Below are 20,862 nucleotides of genomic sequence, written 5' to 3'. Positions count from 1 at the left end.
GCCCCTTAATATGATGAGTTCACCTCAGAACCATACTTAGAACAGTCCTTGGCTCCGGCTCGTGTCGTGCTTGAACTTTGAATTTGCAAAAACACAAAAGATCGACGGCTGCATCACACGCTCTCAACAATTCCGGCTTACAATGAACTTGACCAATTCTTCAATGTAACCTCCCGAGCAGAAGCTGTCCGACTGTGAGGGAGGGACTTTTTCTTTCGTTCTAAGGATTTGAGGAAGCAGGAATACCCTTTTGGGATAAGCCATACTTTTAGGATGAACATCAAGGGCAAGCAAGGAGAGCGAATGAACATGACCAAGGAGCAGTGGACTGTTTCGAGTGTCTTGAAAGCCGTCTTTCTAAGTATGAGCGGCCTAGGGAGCAGTACGAGTGTCATGTCTAGAGCGGATTTTGACAACGCCCAATTGTCGGATCGTCATAAGACCCTGACGAGAAGGTCAACTTCAGTCCCTGGCGGTCTACTGAAGCAATCAGGGAAAGTGGGAGAAGAGACTAACGAACAGCGTATTTTGCCTCACTAAACGGATCGCGAAAAACCATTCATTGTAAAATCGGTATAAGTGTGGTATCCTTTTTATGTTGAGCAGGTTTACGTGTATTGCCGAGACAAATTTGGGTGTCTACATTCCCCGTGCACTACCAGTGGTTTAGATTCATCAGGCGCGGTCTTCGGAGCCGCATGGTCGCTCGAGAGGTTGGGCTTGCGACGTTTCTCAACTGTAATGAAAACCTGACAAAAACCCAAAGGCGGACACCACAAGGTGCCCGCCTTTTCTATATCATGAATGATTCCCTGCACTTGCACTTACCGACCGACCTTCATCTTCCAACCTGCACTGGCCATCTTGCGCCGGACGTAAGCGATCTGCCCACGCAGCGGTACCCCAACGGGGCAGTTGTCGTCACAGGCCATCAGGCCGATGCATCCAAACACACCGTCCTCACTGCCCACGACTTCAAAATACTCCTGCTCAGTCCGCTTGTCCCGCGGGTCAACCATGAATCGAGCGACGCGGTTAATACCAGCAGCTCCGATAAACCCCGGACGGATGTTGGCCGTAGCGCAGCCTCCAATGCAGCAGCCACACTCGATGCAACGCTCTGCCTCGTAAATCTTTAGAGCCTCTTCGTTATCCATGCGTTCCTCTTGCTTGGTCGGATCAAACTCGGAATCATCATGAACCCAGGATTCGGTTCGGATAGACATTTCACGGAACCAGGTTCCGGTGTCTACAGACAAATCACCGAGCAGCTTAAACACTGGCAGAGGGAGCAGCGTCGTTACATCAGGCAGGTCCTTCGTCAGCGTTCGGCATGCCAGAGTCGGTCTACCGTTGACGAGCATGCCGCACGATCCACAAATCGATGCCCGACACACAAAGTCAAAACGCAGACTTGAATCCTGTTCTTCACGAATTTTGTTCAATACCACAAACAGGGTCATGCCGGGCTCTTCAAAAAGCTTAAAGTCCTGTAAGTGTGGTTTGACTTCGGGCGTTTCGGGGTTGTATCTCATAATCCGAAACGTCAGTTCACGTCCAGCCATTCTTGTGTCCTCCCATCCACCTCTTATTGCTTGACCAGAGGTTTCGCTCCTGCTGTGGCTTCGCCATATCCGCGGTCTCCCGGGGGTGACTCGGTGATCTTCACCGGTTCATACTCCAGTTCCGGCCCTTTCGCACCTTCTCGCCAGTAAGCCAGCGTGCGTTTCAACCAGTTCTCGTCATCACGCTTCGGATAGTCTTCGCGGAAGTGGCTGCCTCGGCTCTCAGTCCTCGCGAGTGCACCCGTAGCAATGGTAAGGGCCAGGCGAATCATGCCAGGCAGTCGCAGCGCGAATGCAAGTTCAGGGTCTGCACCCTTACCCTCACCGCGGAGTTTGATGTACTTCGCCCGTTCATTGAGTTCCTGGAGTTCATGAACGGCTTCTAACAGGTGCTCTTCGGTGCGGAACACGTGAACGTTGGTGTTGAGCGTGTGTTCCATCCGATTACGTAGGTCGTAGACGTTCTCTGTCCCTTTTCGCTCGCGCAGCTGTTCGATCCGCTTCTGCTGAATCAAGAGATGGTCTTCCACAAGCGAAGTAGAAACTTTAAGCGACACATCTTTGGTGTATTCTGCGATTTTCTCGCCGATAATCTTGCCCGCGACGACGGTCTCTGCAAGCGAGTTTCCGCCAAGCCGGTTGAATCCGTGCAAGTCCCAGCATGCGGCTTCGCCAAGCGCCCAAAGATTTTTCAAGCCGTAGGCCTGTCCGTCGATATTGGTCCGGATGCCGCCCATGCTGTAATGCTGTGTCGGGCGCACCGGGATGAGTTCGTGCACCGGATCGATCCCGTTAAACTGACGGCAGATGGTCGCAATCTCACGCAAGTTTGTATTGATGTGTTTTGCCCCAAGGTGCCTGATGTCGAGCCACAGGTGTTGACCATAAGGGCTGTCTACACCGTACCCGGCCCGAATGTGTTGAATCATGCGCCTTGACACAACGTCACGAGATGCAAGTTCTTTCTTGTTTGGCTCGTAATCTGGCATGAAGCGGTAACCGTTTTTGTCAAGTAAGTATCCGCCATCGCCGCGAGCGCCTTCGGTAATCAGGATCCAGGACGGAACAATTCCGGTTGGATGGAACTGAACAGCTTCCATATTGCCAAGCGGAACAACGCCTGTATCATAGGCAATCGACATACCGGTTCCTTCGTTAATTACAGCATTCGTAGAGGCGCCGTATAACCTGCCATAGCCGCCTGTCGCAATGACCGTCGACTTGGCGGTGTAGACGCGCAGCTGACCAGTCCGGAGGTCTCTGACAATCGCGCCGTAACAGGTCTCCCCATCATGGATCAAGCTAAGGGCCTCTACCCTGTCGTGAACGGTAATCCCGTATTTCTGAACAATACTGTCCATGGTATAAAGAACCGTATGTCCAGTGCCATCCGATGTATAACAGGTGCGCCACTTAGCTGTACCGCCAAAGTTACGGGCTGAAATCAAGCCAACCTTCTCGGGGTCTTCATGGATCTCTTTGCCGTCATAAACGCGCTTTTCAAGTGTGACGCGGTTCCATGGCACACCCCAGTGAGCCATCTCACGCATGACAATCGGAGCGGTATCCGCAAAAATGCGGGCTACATCCTGTTCGCACCCCCAGTCCGAACCCTTGACCGTATCCATAAAGTGGACATCCGGACTGTCCCCTTTTCCCATGGCTGTGTTTCCAAGTGACGCCTGCATACCGCCTTGAGCGGCCGAACTGTGTGAACGTCTTGGCGGTACCAGACTCAGCAGCGTTACATTTAACCCGTTGCGCGCGGATTCAATGGCGGCACGTTCTCCAGCCAATCCGGCTCCGATGACCAGCACATCAGTAACAAACATCTCGTATTGCCCCATCTATCCTTACGCCCCCAAACTGTACAGGATCCACAGAGACACACCGCCAACGACGATAAACAGGACGCTGACGACGTTGAGTACTCGCTTCATGCTGTAGCGATTGACAAATCCCCACTTTACAAGGATGCGGTACAATCCCACGCTGGCGTGGTACTCAGAGAGCAGCAACAGAACAATGTAGAATACAAGAAATCCAGGGTTCGCTACGCGCAGGGAGCTGAGGTGCACGTTGATACCTGCGAACGATACAATTGCAATATGAACGACGGCGAGTACGATAATGGCGGATCCGGTGATGGACTGAAACACCCATGACCATGTGTCCCCGTGGTGAATCAATTTCGCATGTTTCCAAACGACCCTCTGTTCCGCGTACTGCCGCGGCATGCGTCGAAGGACGGCTCCGACGTGAGTACCAAAGACCAGTACCAGAAAGACAATGGTAAGTGGTAACAGTCCATAACGATCCATAAAGCCCGCTAACGCATTAAAAGAGCCTTGCCCAAGCCAGATTGAAGCCACAAACAACATGTGCGCCCACAAAAAGAGAACCAAAAGCAGTCCGCTCACCATCTGGGCTGTCTCAACCAGGAAGTCTCCCCGCGGGTTGTACGACATTGCCTTTTGCAGTTGCATCAGACGCATTCCCTCCTTGGTATCTGTCTTCGATGATGACGGCTCCGCAGACTGAACAGATTCTGAATGGAACTCTGAGTTCGTAATCATCATCGGTGAAATTCGGCAAATCCGGTCTGACTTCGACAACAATGGGAGCGCCACAACAACGGGACTGTTCCATCTACCTCTCCCCCATGAAGGCAAGTCTTTGAACAAGAACGTGCTGCAAGCAGAGCCGAGGTTTTGACTGTCCGAATCCCCACCCTCTTTTGCCTCGAAGTCCCCGGCGAATGATCCTGTGGAACAAAGCTGAAAGCGATTGCAATTGCAGTTCGCGCGCCTGCTTCGGCTTTGACAGGGGAACGCGCACCCCTCATGCCATCTCCAGCAGAATCAACATCCATTCCCAGTTGTGTGACCGCCGCCGCGGCGGAGTCAGACCTGACTGCTCAGAGCCAGGAAATTGTTGGGCGTTCAAACAACCGCAGACTCTGGATTCAATCAAATCTTAGAGCAATCCGAAAAGGGCAAGGAGGGCAATGTGAACTATTTTGAATAGTCCAGCAGACTTGGATAAAATCATCGGAAAAACTCTCGAAATAAAAAATAAAGCCGTATAGACTTGTAACATTAGGTAAGAAACAAAAAAGTGGCGTGCGCATTGCCGAAGCAACCCACACACCACTTTTTTCGTACCGTTTAAGAGGTCTGACCTCTTTACTTTTTCAACACGTCGTGGTCAACATAGCGCTCGCCGTTCATTTCGCTGATGATATTGATGGCGACCTTGGCACCGTCACCTGACGTGATAATCGTATGCATGCTGACGCCCGCAATTGTTCCGGCAGCCCAGATACCATTGATGCTGGTCTTCCCCTCGGGATCGACATCGACAATTGTCTTCACCCGTGGCTCAGTCCCAGGCTTCGTGGCTACCCCAATCTTCTCAGCGAGGCCTGTGTACATACCCGTGGCAATAATCACATGCTTGGCCTCATACGACCCCTTGTCTGTCACAACCTGCAATCCGTCGCCCTGTTTGACGACGTCCGTCACTTCAGCAATCACAATTTCCGCACCGTGTTGCTCGGCCTGTTTTTTGCCTGCATCAACCAGGTCCGGTCCGGAAATGTTTGGTGCTCCATAGTGATTCTCAATCCAAGCTCGTCTCGTGACACTCTGCTCATTATCAAAAACAACGGTCTTCTTTCCTGCCTTCGCAGTAAAGATGGCTGCACTTGCGCCCGCGGGCCCGGCACCAATAATCGCTACATCGTACATACTCGTCGTCCTCCTCCTTACCAGTTCTCTGTTGTTTATGCGCAGGCGTATCTATGAACGGACAGTAGATCCGCGATGGGGACTTCGAGTCACCCTATTACGAAGATACCACTCTTAAATTACAAACCCAAATCTGCCGTCACATACGTAATCTCTGGCATACCACCGTCTTTGTCGGACACGCTATGGCTGTTATAAGCGTTTATCTTTCCAGAGAAGGGTGCCCGTTCATGAGAGTCCGGTTTGGTTTTGTCGCAATGGCCTTGTCACTGACGAATGCATCTCCGTCGAAAACCATGACGTACAAAACGTTTCAAAGCATCGCCGATCGCGAAGCGGCACTCCAAAAGGCCACCAACATCGCGCAGCAGAATCTTGTCAATACGCTCCGCATTCTTCGGCACGCCAGGGCATCCGGGGTCTATCTGTATCGGTTTTCATCCAAGCTCATTCCGCTCTTTGGCCACCCAGAGACGCGGGACTTCGATTTTATCGGCCGATTGCAAAGCCACTTTCTCGACATTGGGAGGTTTGTTGCAGATCACAGGATGCGTGTCAGTTTCCACCCGGACCACTTCACCCTCCTGAACACACCGAAAGAAGACGTCCTCGCGCAGTCCATTCACGATCTCTCGAACCATGTCAGAATGCTCGAGGCCATGGGCCTTCCTGAATCACCAAGCCTCGTCTTGCATGTTGGCGGAGCGTACAATGACAAAGCGAGTGCGATGCAGAGGTTTGTAGATAATTGGGCTCGCGTACCTGTGGCGGTACAAGAACGGATCATGCTCGAAAATGACGATAAAACCTACACGGCCCACGAAACACAAGAGCTCTGCGGGAAGGTCGGTGTACCGCACGTACTCGACATCCATCACCACGCCTGCAACCATGAAGACGGAGTTTCGCTGTCCGATGTCATCCCGACGTTTCTGCAGTCTTGGGCAGATACAGGGCTGCCACCGAAATCCCACGTCTCTTCCCCTAAAAGCGAGAAGGATTTCCGGGCGCATGCAGACTTTCTCAACCCTCACGATTTACTTCCATTTCTCGATCTCGTTCGGGAATTCAATGTCGATCTCGATGTGATGCTCGAAGCGAAGATGAAAGATGAGGCCTTATTTGCACTCAGCAAAGCGTTGGAAAAGGAGGACTATATCCACGTTTTGGAGGCAGGAGTGATTGAGTACCGACCATAGACACTGGAATCCAGAAACAGCTGTTGTCCGCGGTCCGCGGCGCCGATTGCGATGTAACAGACGCATCTACCGGCGGTACCGGACCGGGCACAACAGCTGGGTTGTTCGTCGTTCCTGACTTGTTCGTCGTTCCTGGGTTGTTCGTCGTTCCTGACTTGTTCGTCGTTCCTGATCTGTTTGTGATTTAATCAGGATCCTGGATGTTTCAAACTCAAATCATGAACCCAAACACATGCAGCGCAAGCAGCCAATTTCAACTGTGTACTCGATCCCATTCTTGGACCGACCAAGTCGAGTCATCGAGTTGAAACTAGCGCGAGCCACGCGGATTCGGAAGCTTAGTCGAAATGGTACTTCTTCGTTAACCATCGGCCAAAATAACTGACCAACCCGTACATGATGAGCGAGAGGACAACGAGCATCATAATACTCGTCATAACGAGTCCCATCTGGAAAACCTGCCCGCCGTAAGTGATCTCGAATCCAAGTCCCGCTTTTGCAGACAAAAACTCGCCCATAATGACACCGACCAGGGTGAGGCCGACGTTCACCTTCATGGTGGATACAAAGTTCGGGACGCTTGCAGGAAGTACCACCTTCGTCAGCACCTGCCACTTCGAAGCGCCGAACGACTCCATCAGCTTTAACTTGCCCTTGTCAATTTCGTGAAAGCCCGATGCCAGCATCATGATGGTGACAACCACCGAAATGGCGATAGCCATACCGTAGATGGATTTCTGGTCCCCAAGCCAGATATAGAAAATAGGACCGAGAGCCACTTTTGGCAATGCATTCAGTACCACAAGGTACGGATCGAGCACATTCGACACGTACGAAGACCACCACAGAACAATCGCGATCGCGATGCCAATCACCATCGATGCGACAAAACCAATAACAGTCTCCTTGGCCGTAATGAGGGTGTCTGTAAATATCTTTCCTTGGTGAAGCAGTTGACCAAACAGGGACACGATAGCCGAAGGACTGCTCGTCAGCATGGGGTTGACCCATTGTAAGCTGGCTGCCAGTTGCCAAATGGCCAAAATCACAATCAACACCACGACTTGTGACAGTCGAATGGATACAACTCTTCGGCGCCTGGCACGGAGAAACCTGTTATATTCTGAGCTCTGAGTCGGTGTAGTCCCTCCACCATTCGAAGCAGAGCGTTCCGACTCAAAGTTGCGTTTAAGATTGCTACTCTGAGATTCGTACATGCTCTTCCAACTCTCCCCAGATCGCCTGGAAATACTCATTGTACTCCGGCCGTTGTCTTGCCAATAAAGGTGAGGGTCTACCGTCCGAGAATTCGATCCGATGCTCAGTCTTCACCGAACTTGGGCGATTAGACATCACGATAACCCTGTCGGCCATCGTAATCGCTTCAGAGATATCATGAGTCACGAGGATTACCGTTCGATGTTGTTCCCTTAGAATCGTCCCAATCTCATCAGACAGTGCGAGCCGAGTTTGAAAATCAAGCGCAGAAAATGGCTCGTCGAGCAGCAACACGTCTGGCTCTACAACTAAGGTTCGAATGAGGGCAACACGTTGTCGCATGCCCCCGGACAGTTGTTTCGGATTGTGCGTTGCGAATCCTCCAAGTCCATACCGCTCTAACAGACTCAGTGCACGTTCCTTTGCAAGCCGCATGTTCATGCTCCTGACCTCTGCCCCAATCAGAATGTTGTTGAGTACATCCCGCCATTCGAACAGATAATCATGTTGCAGCATATATCCAACACGTTTAGAAGGTTCCGTCACACGGTTCCCGTAGAGAGTGACCTGACCGGAGGTGGGTTGCAGCATTCCGGAAATCAATGAGAGCAGCGTGCTCTTCCCACACCCGCTCGGACCTACAATCGCCACGAACTCACCTTCTTCAATGGCAAGATTGACGCCGCGAAGGGCCTCGGTCTCCTCTTTGAGCGTGAAGTAGCGGAGTGATACATCTTTGAGCTCAATTTGTGACATGCGACAGACCTCCTTTCCTGATGTACGCTTGGTGATGAACGTAACCTGATGTACGCGTGGTGATCTACGTTTCGTGATGTACGCAGCCTGATGTACGCTTGGTGATGCACATAACCTGATGTACGCGTGGTGATTACTTTGTGATGTTCTGAGCGAAGCTCGGGTCGATGACCGCAGAGTAGTTGACCTTTTGACTGGCTTTCTCAGTTCCATTCATGATCAATACCTTTTGCAACGTGGCAAACGCTGACGGACTCAAAATCGGTGTCTTCCATGCGTTAAGTGCTTGATATCTCTGGATGGAACTCGCTAACAGGCTGTTTGAGGTACCACTGAAGTAGGGTGCGATGGCTGCAGCGACTTGGTTCGCACTATGGCTGTCAATCCACTGCGTAGCCTTGTAAATGGCATTGGTCCAATCCTGGATGACCTGCGGGTGGCCCTGAATGTACGAACTGGTCGCCTCGAATGCAGTTTCCGGATAGCTTCCAATCGCCTTCCCTACTGATGCAGCGTAGTAGGCTTGCCCTGACTGAATCAGTTGAGATGCAACCGGCTCATAAACCTGGATGAAGTTTGCTTTCCCGCTCTCAAACGCACCTACCATAGCAGCCGGACCGATGTTTGTAATGACGTTGGCGTTAACGCCCTTCTGCTTGAGATCGTAGTTCAGGACCATTTGCGGAGAACTCCCTGGACGCCAACTGATGATGGACTGTCCTTGCAGGTCCTGCCATGTGAAATTGTTGATCTTCTTCTTCGACAAAATGAACGAGCCATCGGTGTTCGTCAGTTGGTCAAATACCTTTAAGGTCTGACTTCCATGCTGGTTATAGATGTACACCGATGTCTCTGGGCCGACCAATGCCACGTCTGCACTGCCAGACAAGAGTGCTGCTGCCCCCGTATTGGAACCTTCAGACGTCACCATCTGAACGTTGAGGCCTTCTTGTTTAAAGAAGCCCTCCTGCATGGCGACATAGGCTGGTGCGTAGAAAACAGAGCGGATAACCTCTGAGTACCGCACCGTAATGGGGGCACTGCTCGTGCCGGAGCCAGACGTACTGTTGCCGCTTGCGGAGTTGCTGCTGGTACTTGTGCCAGTCGCGCCTGTGTTGGTGCCTGTTGTATTCGATCCCGAATTGGAGGTAGCCGCTCCACACCCAGCCAACGCCAGCATCATCAACGCAGAGACGGCGATAGTACCTCTTTTCGCCATTTTGTTTTGCATAACATGCATCCCCCTATTACCCCCAGTGGGCGTTTGCCTTGGGTCATTTCAAACACAACCTATGCGTGGATGGATAAATTGGTTCAAAGCGAGCCCAATTTTGTGAGGGAACCGGGAGTGGCAGATAACCATGGACGCAAAAGGGCCAGAGCGACGTCTCGCTCTGGCCCTTCTATACTTCAGCTGGCTCGTGCATCAGGGACAACTGCGGATAAAGGATACTGCAACAGCACTCTGCTGCGCGATGATCAACCTGTACTCAGAAGCGATAATCAACTTTTACGCAGGAGTGATAGTCAATCTTTGCGCTGTCGTGCGATGGTCAATCGTGACTCAGGAGCGGCTCCGTCAGTCCTGAAACACCGACTAAACCAAGCAGAGCCAAGAAGGTCCGTTGGACGCCAAGATGTGCGTCCACCGGATCGAACGACTCTTGCAAGGTATGCATTCCTGCGGGAATACCGCCGCCACCTAGGGTTACGGCCGGTATGCCAAGGCTAATGGGCACGTTTGAGTCTGTGCTCATGGCACCATCCAGTTCAGGAGACATGCCCATGGACCGAGTGGCAGCCATGGCGGCCTGCACGATCCGCGCATCGGAGGCCTGTGCCCCAGCGGGCCGATCGCCCACCAACTTCATCTCCACTGAGATGGCGTTGCTGCCCCAGCGGACGTTCTCAGCATCGACAGCTTCCTGAATGCGGGACAAGATTTCTGCCTCCAGATTGGCCAATTCGTCCATCGAGTTCGAACGCATGTCAAGCATCAGTGAGGCCTCGGCTGCTATGGTGTTCACCGAAGTACCGCCACGGATCTCGCCAACGGTAAACGTAGTCTTTGGCTCACTCGGCACTTGCACATCGGCTATCAATGAAACGGCGCGACCGAGTGCGTGAATGGCGCTCGGTGTCCCAAAAGCGCCAAAGCTGTGGCCGCCAGGACCCGCAAAGGTGACCTTGTACCGTCTGCTTCCGGTGGCAAGGTAGGTGGTTCGCGTCGGATCGCCTGGTTCAATGGAGATAAAGCCGTCGACATCATCGTGATCGCGAAAGAAGGCCTTTACACCGCGCAGGTCTCCAAGCCCTTCCTCGCCCACTGTAGCCCCGAAAATCACGTCACCGACGGTTGAAATGCCACTCTCCTGGAGTGCTCGGAGAACTCCGAGCACCGTCGCGAGTCCGCGTCCATCGTCCGAAATCCCAGGTGCATAGTACACACCTTCCTTTTCGCGGACTTTGGTGTCTGTCCCCGCAGGAAAAACCGTGTCCAAGTGTGCACAGATAAACACGGTCGGCCGACTGCCACTGCCACTGCCACGCCATGTGCCGAACACGTTTCCTTCGGCGTCGGTCTGGATGTCAGCCAGTCCAAACGTTTGAAGCAGTTCCCGGAAATACTCTCCGCGTGTGCTTTCCTGAAATGACGGTGCGGGAATCTCTGTGAGGGTTATCTGATCTCGCAAAGTCTGTTCCGCATCCTGCTCAATAAATGCGAGCGCTGCCTGCACACGCTCATCTCCATAAATCCTTTGAGCGGTCTCCATCACCTCGTCCGACAGTTCAACCTGTCTATTTTCACCCGTTTGCAGATCCATAGACACTCTCCTCTTCAGTTCGTTCAACCAGACAGATCATAGGTTTACAAGCTTCCCAAGATGCGCAAGCCAGATTCGCAAGCCACATGCGCAAACCAGATTCGCAAGCCTTACAAGCTCATCGAAGCACGGTTCAGACTTTCGGCTCCTGTTTTGCGGACAACCACGTTATCTTCTAATCGAATGCCTACACCGTTTGTATAAATACCCGGTTCGATCGCCAACACCATTCCTTCTTCGAGCGGTGTGAATTGCTGAAACGACAATAACGGCGTCTCATGTGACTGAACGCCGACACCATGTCCAACACCGTGGAAAAAGGCTTCTCCGTAACCAGCAGCGGCAATGACATCGTATGCTGCTTGATGGACATCACGCGCGAAGGCCCCAGGCTTGGCCGCTGCGATTGCGGCGTGAAACGCACGGCTCACAATATCATGCAACTCAAGTGCAAATGAGCTTGGCTTTCCAACCGCATATGTGCGGCAAATGTCAGTTTCGTAGCCGCCAAACCCGACGCCGAAGTCTATGACAACGAGATCGCCGGACTTCATGGTTTCAGAACTGGGCATCAAATGAGGCATCGTCGCCCTGGCACCGGTGAGGACAAGCGGGATCTGCGGCATGTCACATCCACGCTTCATGGCCTCGTAAACCATGGCGCCGGAAAGTCCCCGTTCCGTCAGGCCCTCCCTGACGAGTGCCCGGGCAGCCTCTGCGACTGCGTCTGTGTGCCTCGACGCCTCGCGGAGAACTTCGATCTCTGCTTCTGATTTCTTGGCGCGAAGCGCCATCACGATATCATCCGCTGGCTGGAGATCGCGACCGACAGACCCTCGTAGAGCATCTGCTACGATCACGTTCAGCGCAACGGCATCCACACCTATCTCGCCACCAGGCCAACTCTGCACCAGTTTCCCCGCAACGAGCACACCCTCGTTATAGGCGACGGGAATAAAATCAACGTCTAACCCCCGTGCCCGTTCCTGGTCGATATCGCTCACAATGTAGACCGGTTCGCCGGACGCCGGCAGGCACAGTGCAACAAACCGAGTCAGTGATCCCCCATCAGGACCAAAACCGGTCAAGTAAAGCCTGTTTGCCTTCCCCATCACAATCATGCCACCGAGACCTTTGTCCCGGAGACGAGCCTGCAAGCGCTGACGCCTGTCCTCATATACTTCGTCACCAAACACACGGGTACTGTCGATCACACGTTTCCCCCTCACCCAGGATGACATCGTCCACTGTTTCCATATTAGCACTGATCCTCTCACGCGGACTGACTCTTGGGGCAAATTCGAAGAGTAGGTATTTTTCCGTGTGGGGGTGGGGATGGGGGTGGGGCTTAGTCGGTGTCAGCGACTTAGTCAGCCCGAATAGCCCCGAACCGGCGATGCTTAGTCGGCCTCACCGACTTAAGTCGCAAAATATGAGGTGTTAAGTCGCTCGGAGCGACTTAACGGATCGACTGTTCCCCGTCTTAGTCGGTCTCAGCGACTTAAACGGCCCCGATGGCGCCGAACCGGCGAACCGACTTAAGTAGCGAAATATGAGGTGTTAAGTCGCTGGGAGCGACTTAACTAATCGACTGACTCCCGTCTTAGTCGGTGTCAGCGACTTAGTCAGCCCGAATAGCCCCGAACCGGCGATGCTTAGTCGGCCTCACCGACTTAAGTCGCGAAATATGAGGTGTTAAGTCGCTGGGAGCGACTTAACTAATCGACTGACTCCCGTCTTAGTCGGTGTCAGCGACTTAGTCAGCCCGAATAGCCCCGAACCGGCGATGCTTAGTCGGCCTCACCGACTTAGGTCACGAAATATGAGGTGTTAAGTCGCTGGGAGCGACTTAACTAATCGACTGACTCCCGTCTTAGTCGGTCTCAGCGACTTAAGTAGCCCGACTAGCGCCGAACCGGCGATGCTTAGTCGGCCTCACCGACTTAGGTCACGAAATATGAGGTGTTAAGTCGCTCGGAGCGACTTAACTAATCGACTGAGCCCCGTCTTAGTCGGTGTCAGCGACTTAAACGGCCCCGATGGCGCCGAACCGGCGATGCTTAGTCGGCCTCACCGACTTAGGTCACGAAATATGAGGTGTTAAGTCGCTCGGAGCGACTTAACTAATCGACTGAGCCCCGCCTTAGTCGGTCTCACCGACTTAAACAGCCCCGAGGCCGAATGCCGTGCATCACGGTCGTTACGAGGCGGGCACCCGCTTTAACCCTTCCACGCGTCTCGGGCGCCCCATCTTCCCTCTTGAAAATACGCGAACAAAATTGTAATGTGTTTATACATTCAACGAACGTAATGTAGATGAGTTTATAAACAACCTAACAAAGCTATTTTGGGATGCACCGTTAGCAGACCTCAAAAGAGGCTACACATTCGAACAAAAAACAGAGGAGTATGTCTGCCTGGTATGCGGTGAGTCGTTCACGAAGGGCCAAATATACACGTTTGGTGAGACGCTGTATGAAGCAGAGAAATATGCCCAGATCCACATCGCCCATCAACACGGTTCGATGATGACGTGCCTGCTCAGTCTCGATAAAAAATCCATCGGGTTGACAGATCATCAAAAAGATCTTGTACGAAGTTTCTATGAGGGCAAATCCGATGCGCAAATCGCGGGAGAGATCGGGAGCAGTTCAGCAACTGTAAGAACACACCGCTTTTCCTTACGTGAAAAGGCCAGGCAAGCAAAGTTGCTGCTGGCGGTGGCGGAGTTGATGGAGGAAGCGGGTGAAACCAAGCCGGCGTTCCTCGACGTTCACCGAACAGCCAGAATCGTGGATGAACGATACATGATGACAGAAGAAGAGAACCAACGCATCTTAAAGACCTATTTCCCTGAGGGCACTGATGGGCCTTTGACGGAGTTCCCGAGGAAGGAAAAACGAAAGTTGGTTATCCTGAGACAGATCATTGCGAGGTTCAGTCGCGATCGGCAATACACGGAGAAAGAGGTCAACGAAATCCTCAAGGCTGTCTATTCCGATTTTGTGACGATACGTCGTTACCTGATCGAATATGGTTTTCTGGACAGACAACCAGATGGGAGCAGCTACTGGGTCAAGGACAAGTAACTGGAAACCAACAGGCAGACGCTGGACGCTGCACCGGGAGATACACTCGACCTACGCTAGATCCTCGGGACACCCACGGGGATCCTCGAGAGAACGCGAGATCCACTGGGGATCCTCGGGAGATCCTCGGCGGATCCTCGGGACTCAGCCCGCCCCTCCCTAGTCCCCCACTGGCGTAAAATGGTGGTTTAAGGAACTGGATCCGTGGGATGCTATTCCCATTCAATCATCCCAACGGGCAAGGAGGATACCCATGGATCAGATCCCTTCAATGGACCACCATAATCCAGAAGCACTGCTCGATAACTTTGTCCATGTAGAATTCAAGAGGTTTCTCGATGCCGATCACGATGGCAACGAACGCCCCCAGGGCGAGGTTCGAAATGGGTATCTCATCTATAACGCTCACCGGCAGGATTTTGGCTTTGGCTCATTTCGGACGTCGGACGATTACACGATCGACGCGGACGTTCTAGACTTCGTCGAGGAGCGACACCCAGATTTTATTCCGTACATCGCTGCGACAAGCGGACTCTACATTGATGGTGAATGGCACGTCGTGAACGCTGACGGTACTCAGATCCAGCACTAATCAGCAAATGGTCTGTGCAGGGATTCCAAGACAGACGTATCCTTTCACGTATTCTTTCCATATGGAATCCCTTTTCAGGCCACGCACTAGTTTTGACCTCACCATGACTGTCGTTTGGTATGGCTTGACAGCCATCCACCTCCCTGCCGGACCCAGGCCAACACTAGTTTTCTGCCGTACCGTACTCCCCGTAAAGCCGATACCACGCTCTGATATCGGCGTTTACTTTGCTTTGGTTCTCCCCGTGCAGGCCGTGGTGACCTCCCGGAAACAAGATCAGCTTGGCCTTGTTGTCATACGGCTTCAGGTCATTGTAAAACATTTGAACCGTCTGCCACGCTACGTGGTGGTCTGCGGTACCTTGCAGCAGTAACACAGGCACCTTGATTTTCTTGTAATCAACCGAGTCTTGACTGAGTAATGGACTGTTTGGATTCGCTGTCCCATACGTTAACATGTCGCCGTAAAAGTTGAACGCCAGGTCGCTGTTATTCTTGTTTTTCACCGCCCACTGTCCAACTACCTGCATCCCGACAAATGGACTGAGAGCAATAACCGACCGGACGTCATGCCGCTGCTCCGCCAGTTGCAGCACCACTCCGCCGCCCATCGAGGCCCCTTCTAAGTATACATGTCCTTGCTCAACTGAATATCTGCTCATCACAGCCTGAATCGCGTTATTCGTATCAAGGGTATCCCCGTGCAGCCCTTGAACGGTTCCCCCGCTACCGGCATACCCTCCGTATTCTGGAATAAGTGTGATAAACTGCGGGCCGGCATATTCCCAGGTTGTTTTGATCCATTGGACTTTGATAATGCGTTGTGTAACTCGAAGCGAGGACAAGTCCCCCATGACAGCTCACCACCAGAGGATAGGTGCCGCTCTGCTGGGGGACCGCTAGAAACGCCTCGGCTTGTACGTTATCACTCCAGTACATCATCTTGTACGTATTTAGACCCGTAGTGTGCGGTACTGGAATCCTCGTGAGTGAGATGATTGCTCCGTCACGGTGAACCGGTTTGTTTGAGGAAACCGAACCACCTGTCACGTTCGACGCCGCGTTCCCCTGTGCTCCGGCCCCCTGTGCTCCGGCCCCCTGTGCTCCGGCCCCCTGTGCTCCGGCCACCTGCGATCCGTTCCCCGTAGCCTGGTTTTTGGTTGCATTAACTGCACTTGGGCCGGTCCCCGCACGGGGGACCGTGTTGCAACCAGTGACAGTTGCAGCAATCGCGATCGCAAGGCCGAAAGATAACGAAACCATCGTCCCTGTTTGCACCCAGCCACCCCGCTTTAGTCAGCTGTGTTTTCCGAAGGGATGTGAATCAACTTCTCTGCTGCGACGGTGCCAAGTAAACTGCCCAGATTTGCGGCATCAGCGAGCGAACTAGGTACCACAATCATGGACGCTTTCTCTTTCAATCCTTCGTATAAAATGTTGAGGGCACGCAGTTGCAATGCCGCAGGGTGCTTCGCATACAATTCTGCCGCTGTCACAAAGGAATCGGCGATCTGCTGCTCGGCCTGACCAAGGATAGCACGTGCGTTTCGTTCTCTTTCAGCCTGGGCCGCCCTGGACATGGCATCCTCCAAACTCCGAGGAATACTGATATCCCGAATTTGAACATTCTGAATCGTTATCCCCCAAGGTTCCGTACGCTCATCCATCATCTGCTTCAATTGATTGTCAATGTCTTCTCTTGAACTCAGGAGGTCTTCCAGCATTGTCCGCCCAATCAGGTCTCGAAGTGCTGTCTGTGCAGCCCAGGACACTGAGCTCTCGTAATCCACCACTTCAAGTGCTGCTTTTTCAGCATCCCATACCATCCAGAACAACACTGCATCTACATTGACGGGAACCGTATCTTTCGTCAGTGTCTGTTCAGCCACGAACTTCGTTGTGATGATCCGCTGATCGATCCAGGTTGGCACTGTATCGACAAAAGGGATGATCGTAAATACTCCGGGTCCTGCCAAGGCTTTAAATTTCCCAAGCCGGAGAACAACCGCTTTTTCCCACTGATCGGCAACGTGGACAGCCGAAGCCATCAACCAACCAAGGACAATTAAGATGATACCGCCAGTGACCCCGATCGCAATCTGATGAAGACCAAGCCAAAATAACGCTCCAAGTCCCACGCCTACAATTACAAAAACCCAAAAAATCAGCTTTTGAATCCCAGCTCTTGGCCGTTTCATAAATCACGCCACACCTTTCCAACCGTCTGTTTGTTGTGGAAAGCCTCTTTCGAGTAGGCCATTTCGCAGAAAGGCTCTTGCCAGGAGGCATTCTCGCAGAAAGCCCCTTACGATGGACGCTCTTTATTTCGCATGTCTGTCAGTACTTCCATCAGTTCACCGAGGGAGATGCCTTGTGCGTCCGCCATTTCCTTAACCAATTTGGCAAACTGTTGCAGTTCTTCACCACGCCCTTGAGCGCTTTGACGCCATGACAATTCACTGCGTACGAAGGTTCCCTTCCCTTTTTGCGTGACAATGAATCCCTCTTGTTCGACCTGACTGTAAACCTTACTCACCGTATTCACATTGATTCGCACATCCACGGCGAGCTGTCTAACGGTTGGCAATTGGAAGCCTGGAGGCCACTCACCAGTGATAATTCGCGAGATAATCTGCTGCCTTAGCTGTACATAGAGTGGTACCCCGCTGCTCCCGTCAAGGCTCCAATCACTCACCCACCTCACTCCCTACATCAAGTTATATTGTAATAGTACACTATGACAATGGAGCTGTAAAGTTTTACACATATTAAGATATCACGCTGCAATGTCCAAGGCCGAGCTACTGGCGAACTGCCGGGGAACTGCCGGGGAACTACCGACGAACTGCCGAGGAACTGCCGGCAAGATGAGAAGTGCCTGCCACAGACTTCGTGACAGGCACTTTGTTGAGACGGATTCCCCACAGGGAAACATAGCAAGCAAGACATGGCTTACACACACACTGTACTTCCAGAGATACCGTGCTCCCACAGACACTGTACTTCCACAGACATCGTGGTTCCACGGACCCGCGGCCCTATGTCAAGCCAAGGACACTCAGAACTCAGAACTCAGAAAGAATCAGACTTGAAATGTGTACAACTCTTCCTTGCTCAGACTCTCGATAATCCGTTCCCGCTCCTCAGGATCTCCGGAGAGTCCAGCTTCAATCTCGGCAACACGCGGGGCTGTTTGCGTCTTGTGGGCCTTGATAGCAAGATACTTCTTCTCCCACACCGCGCTGTTGTCCATGATGACGTCCTTTTCTCCGAGTGCTTCCTGATGTCCGCGCGCGAACGCCACGCATTGCAGTTTCGGACGCTTGTCCGCTGGGATTCGGCGCAGGGCCTCTATGGTGCAGCGGGCAATCGCCTCGTGATCCGGATGAACGCAGTAGTTCGGGTAATAGGTGATAATGAGCGAAGGATTCAGCTCGTCAATGAGTCCCGTGATGATGGAGATGATGATCTCGGGATCCTCAAATTCAAGCGTTTTGTCGCGAAATCCAAGCATCCGAAGATCCTGGATGCCAAGCGCTTCTGCTGCATCTTTCAGTTCCTTCTGGCGAATCACCGGCAACGATTCACGCGTGGCGAAAAAAGGCTTTCCCATATTCCGGCCCATTTGGCCAAGCGTAAAGCATCCGTATGTCACAGGAGAACCTGCCTGTGCGTGATGCGCAACCGTACCGCCTACGGCCAGAGTTTCATCATCTGGATGAGGAAATAGAACTAATACATGACGTTCCAAGGCAAACCCTCCCGTATCTCTTTTGAGCTATGAATGTTTGTGTCATCTCATGTATGTGCGGCGCAAAATTCCTTAAATCTCTCTGCAACGACTCGCACATAGTTAAAACGCTAGGTTTAACACTCTAACATTAAACGTCACAGCTCCGTAAAGCAAATTCACAACCACCAAGAAATTCACAGCTTCACAAAAAGCAAACGCCCAGAGCCACAAGGCAAACTCACAGCTCCGTAAAGCAAATTCACATTGCCGCCAAGTACATTCACAGCTTCACAAAAAACAAAACCTTGGTACATGCACAGCACCAGCAAGCACACTGTCACCCTGACACCCCAAATCAGCGGGCTGCAGCGCGTCAAACGCGCTATGTATGCAACGCGTCAAACGCATTGTGTATGCAACTCGTCAAACGCGTTATGGATGCAGCGGGTCAACAGCTTGTGCAAGGTATCAAGGCTAAAGTCGACTTCAAGTCGTTCCGTCCACTTGTGCGCATCGCGCCCAATCGGCCCCAAATTAAGCACTGGAACATCAAACTGTCTCATGTCTTCAAGAGGAAGGACATAGCGATCGGGCCACAAGGGAGTATTGTTCGTAAACGGGGCCAATGTCTCCACCGGGTGGGCTAGTCCCACAAAACTCAAATCAGAGATGCCGCCGAAGTAGTGCTGATGGTTGAGTTTCAAACCGTAATCCTGTTTTGCATGGGCTGTTACATCAGTCACAAGCTTTGACACCAACTTGCTTTCGGCTGTGTCAACAGCTGGGTAAAACGGCGGCGCGAAAAACAGCACAATCATCGGAGCGAGCTCACGACACAGCGTTGCCAGGTGATTCACAAGTTGGATGGTCATATCGCGCTCATCGCGGACGTCGTAATGATACAAGGCATTCTGTAAGGTTCGAGCGACTTCATCTGGACCATACGTGGTAACCGCATACTGATATAGTTCCTCGTACGTAAATACCTGTACGGTAACGTCCTCCTTGTCGATCCCGTAAAAATGTGCGAAATTGGCGGCCTTTACGCGGCATTCTGCTTCGATCTTCGCGGCAACCCTGCGGGTTGATTGAAGCAGCAGATCGACGACTTCCTGCATGGACCGCTTGTACAGAAACATGTTAAACAAGGTCACCGCACGATAAGGAATCTGCGCGGAGTAGTCGTCTTTAAGACCCTTTTGAATTAAGTTCGTTGGCGGCGGTGTGAGTTCTGTATCCACCTGTTCGCACAGATCCCAGTTCAGCTCGAGTTCACTTGTGACCATCGATGCCATGTAGTTCCCGTTTAAACCAGACCACGGCTCCCCAACGTGGGTCTCTTTCCCATAGCAGAGGAATCCGGGCAGTACTTTGCCAATCGATCCGGTGTAAATATAGTTCTCCTTATCCCCAGGATACCTGCCAAACATCGGCTCTGAGTTGAGCAGCAATTTGTAATCGAGGTTTTGCTCACGTGCCAGTTCACGCAGACACGGCACGGCGGTCCGCATCCCGATGGAGTTTACTTCTTCATCCGGCACCGCTAACAGTAAGATATTCCCGTCAAACTCAGTATTGCAGGCTTGCTCGAGGATGGACATGTGCAAGACCAAGCCGCATTTCATGTCCATCGTCCCCCTGCCAAACACCCAGGTTCCAGTGGTAATCTCAGACTTGACATCGTCAGGAAGCAAGTCCGGGTCTGCCAAAAAGAGGGCGGTTAAGGCATCGGATCGAAATGCGTCGTCCCTAAGGCTTCCATAATCCTGCACGTCGACCACGTCAAAGTGACTGACGAGGATAACTGTATTCCGGGTCTCTGGAGACCTCTTGACCAAAGCAGTAAGCACATGGCGGCCATCTCCAACCGGGTGCAGTTGCAGATGCTCGGGAAAGCTCTGAAAATAACTCAGCTGATTCAGCCGTTCAAGTACAGCATATGGAAAGTCGAATTCCGCTTGTGAATTCGTCACACTTGGTATCGCAACAAGCTCAGTCAACAGTTGAAGACGCTGTTCCTTGGTGTCCCACAGCCCCATCCAAAGTCCTCACTTTCAGCTCTTGATTCTGGTCATTTCGTCACATCGTCCTCATCGTACGCGCAGCGCTCAGACAGAGCAATACAAACCTTCAAACA

The 20,862-nt window shown here is 52.3% G+C and carries 18 protein-coding genes; 4 read left to right on the top strand and 14 right to left on the bottom strand.

The genetic code is table 11. The features are described 5' to 3' along the window. The first annotated feature begins 309 nt into the window (after positions 1 to 309). Positions 310 to 540, top strand: a complete 231-nt coding sequence (locus AN477_RS05525) for a hypothetical protein (protein WP_157061831.1) — start codon at positions 310 to 312, stop codon at positions 538 to 540. 284 nt (positions 541 to 824) lie between these two features. Here the strand turns inward: AN477_RS05525 and AN477_RS05520 are convergent, their stop codons facing one another. The 4 genes from AN477_RS05520 to AN477_RS05505 all read right to left on the bottom strand — a co-directional run bounded on the left by AN477_RS05520 (position 825) and on the right by AN477_RS05505 (position 5,314). Next, positions 825 to 1,565 carry a fumarate reductase iron-sulfur subunit gene (locus tag AN477_RS05520; protein ID WP_054968179.1) on the bottom strand — a complete coding sequence of 247 codons (741 nt, stop codon included), beginning with the start codon at positions 1,563 to 1,565 and terminating at the stop codon, positions 825 to 827. A 23-nt stretch (positions 1,566 to 1,588) separates the two neighbouring features. Then, complete coding sequence (locus tag AN477_RS05515; protein ID WP_054968178.1) at positions 1,589 to 3,412, bottom strand: fumarate reductase flavoprotein subunit; 1,824 nt, start codon at positions 3,410 to 3,412, stop codon at positions 1,589 to 1,591. Positions 3,413 to 3,418: 6 nt separating this feature from the next. Further along, on the bottom strand, positions 3,419 to 4,051 hold the full coding sequence (locus tag AN477_RS05510; RefSeq protein WP_054968217.1) for a succinate dehydrogenase/fumarate reductase transmembrane subunit: 633 nt from the start codon (positions 4,049 to 4,051) through the stop codon (positions 3,419 to 3,421). 699 nt (positions 4,052 to 4,750) lie between these two features. After that, positions 4,751 to 5,314: an FAD-dependent oxidoreductase gene (locus tag AN477_RS05505; protein WP_054968177.1), complete on the bottom strand. Its 564-nt coding sequence runs from the start codon at positions 5,312 to 5,314 to the stop codon at positions 4,751 to 4,753. 230 nt (positions 5,315 to 5,544) lie between these two features. Between AN477_RS05505 and uvsE the strand changes: the two genes are divergently transcribed. Further along, positions 5,545 to 6,513 (top strand): UV DNA damage repair endonuclease UvsE, encoded by a 969-nt coding sequence (gene uvsE / locus AN477_RS05500; protein WP_054968176.1) that lies wholly within the window; start codon positions 5,545 to 5,547, stop codon positions 6,511 to 6,513. 338 nt (positions 6,514 to 6,851) lie between these two features. Here uvsE and AN477_RS05495 read toward each other — a convergent pair whose 3' ends face one another. The 5 genes from AN477_RS05495 to AN477_RS05475 form a co-directional block, all read right to left on the bottom strand. Then, the gene (locus tag AN477_RS05495) at positions 6,852 to 7,730 is read right to left on the bottom strand and encodes an ABC transporter permease (RefSeq protein ID WP_054968175.1); all 879 of its coding nucleotides are present in this window, start codon (positions 7,728 to 7,730) and stop codon (positions 6,852 to 6,854) included. After that, a complete protein-coding gene (locus AN477_RS05490; RefSeq protein WP_054968174.1) occupies positions 7,711 to 8,487 on the bottom strand; it encodes an ABC transporter ATP-binding protein in 777 nt (258 codons plus the stop codon). The genes AN477_RS05495 and AN477_RS05490 overlap by 20 nt, the downstream gene beginning before the upstream one ends. Before the next feature lie 133 nt (positions 8,488 to 8,620). Further along, the gene (locus tag AN477_RS05485) at positions 8,621 to 9,718 is read right to left on the bottom strand and encodes an ABC transporter substrate-binding protein (protein WP_054968173.1); all 1,098 of its coding nucleotides are present in this window, start codon (positions 9,716 to 9,718) and stop codon (positions 8,621 to 8,623) included. 322 nt (positions 9,719 to 10,040) lie between these two features. Continuing rightward, positions 10,041 to 11,312 carry a M20/M25/M40 family metallo-hydrolase gene (locus tag AN477_RS05480; protein ID WP_054968172.1) on the bottom strand — a complete coding sequence of 424 codons (1,272 nt, stop codon included), beginning with the start codon at positions 11,310 to 11,312 and terminating at the stop codon, positions 10,041 to 10,043. Positions 11,313 to 11,422: 110 nt separating this feature from the next. Then, positions 11,423 to 12,526, bottom strand: coding sequence for a M24 family metallopeptidase (locus AN477_RS05475; protein ID WP_054968171.1), 1,104 nt, complete (start codon positions 12,524 to 12,526; stop codon positions 11,423 to 11,425). A 1,110-nt stretch (positions 12,527 to 13,636) separates the two neighbouring features. On the opposite strand from AN477_RS05475, the gene AN477_RS05470 reads away from it, so the two are divergent. Together AN477_RS05470 and AN477_RS05465 are read left to right on the top strand one after the other, a co-directional pair. Next, entirely contained in the window at positions 13,637 to 14,401 is a 765-nt protein-coding gene (locus AN477_RS05470; protein ID WP_054968170.1) for a DUF2087 domain-containing protein, read from the top strand. A 253-nt stretch (positions 14,402 to 14,654) separates the two neighbouring features. Continuing rightward, the gene (locus tag AN477_RS05465) at positions 14,655 to 14,993 is read left to right on the top strand and encodes a hypothetical protein (protein ID WP_054968169.1); all 339 of its coding nucleotides are present in this window, start codon (positions 14,655 to 14,657) and stop codon (positions 14,991 to 14,993) included. Positions 14,994 to 15,156: 163 nt separating this feature from the next. Here the strand turns inward: AN477_RS05465 and AN477_RS05460 are convergent, their stop codons facing one another. The 5 genes from AN477_RS05460 to AN477_RS05440 form a co-directional block, all read right to left on the bottom strand. Beyond that, complete coding sequence (locus AN477_RS05460; RefSeq protein ID WP_054968168.1) at positions 15,157 to 15,846, bottom strand: alpha/beta hydrolase family protein; 690 nt, start codon at positions 15,844 to 15,846, stop codon at positions 15,157 to 15,159. Positions 15,847 to 16,284: 438 nt separating this feature from the next. Then, the gene (locus AN477_RS05455) at positions 16,285 to 17,190 is read right to left on the bottom strand and encodes a slipin family protein (RefSeq protein ID WP_054968167.1); all 906 of its coding nucleotides are present in this window, start codon (positions 17,188 to 17,190) and stop codon (positions 16,285 to 16,287) included. 107 nt (positions 17,191 to 17,297) lie between these two features. After that, entirely contained in the window at positions 17,298 to 17,687 is a 390-nt protein-coding gene (locus tag AN477_RS05450; protein WP_054968166.1) for a GntR family transcriptional regulator, read from the bottom strand. A 387-nt stretch (positions 17,688 to 18,074) separates the two neighbouring features. Beyond that, complete coding sequence (gene bshB2 / locus AN477_RS05445; protein ID WP_054968165.1) at positions 18,075 to 18,743, bottom strand: bacillithiol biosynthesis deacetylase BshB2; 669 nt, start codon at positions 18,741 to 18,743, stop codon at positions 18,075 to 18,077. 380 nt (positions 18,744 to 19,123) lie between these two features. Further along, a complete protein-coding gene (locus AN477_RS05440) occupies positions 19,124 to 20,764 on the bottom strand; it encodes a M20/M25/M40 family metallo-hydrolase (protein WP_054968164.1) in 1,641 nt (546 codons plus the stop codon). Positions 20,765 to 20,862: the final 98 nt, after the last annotated feature.

The organism is Paenalicyclobacillus ferrooxydans (assembly GCF_001399675.1).
In the GTDB taxonomy this organism is placed as follows: Bacteria; Bacillota; Bacilli; order Alicyclobacillales; family Alicyclobacillaceae; genus Alicyclobacillus_B; species Alicyclobacillus_B ferrooxydans.
This window is presented reverse-complemented; position numbering and strand designations above follow the sequence as displayed.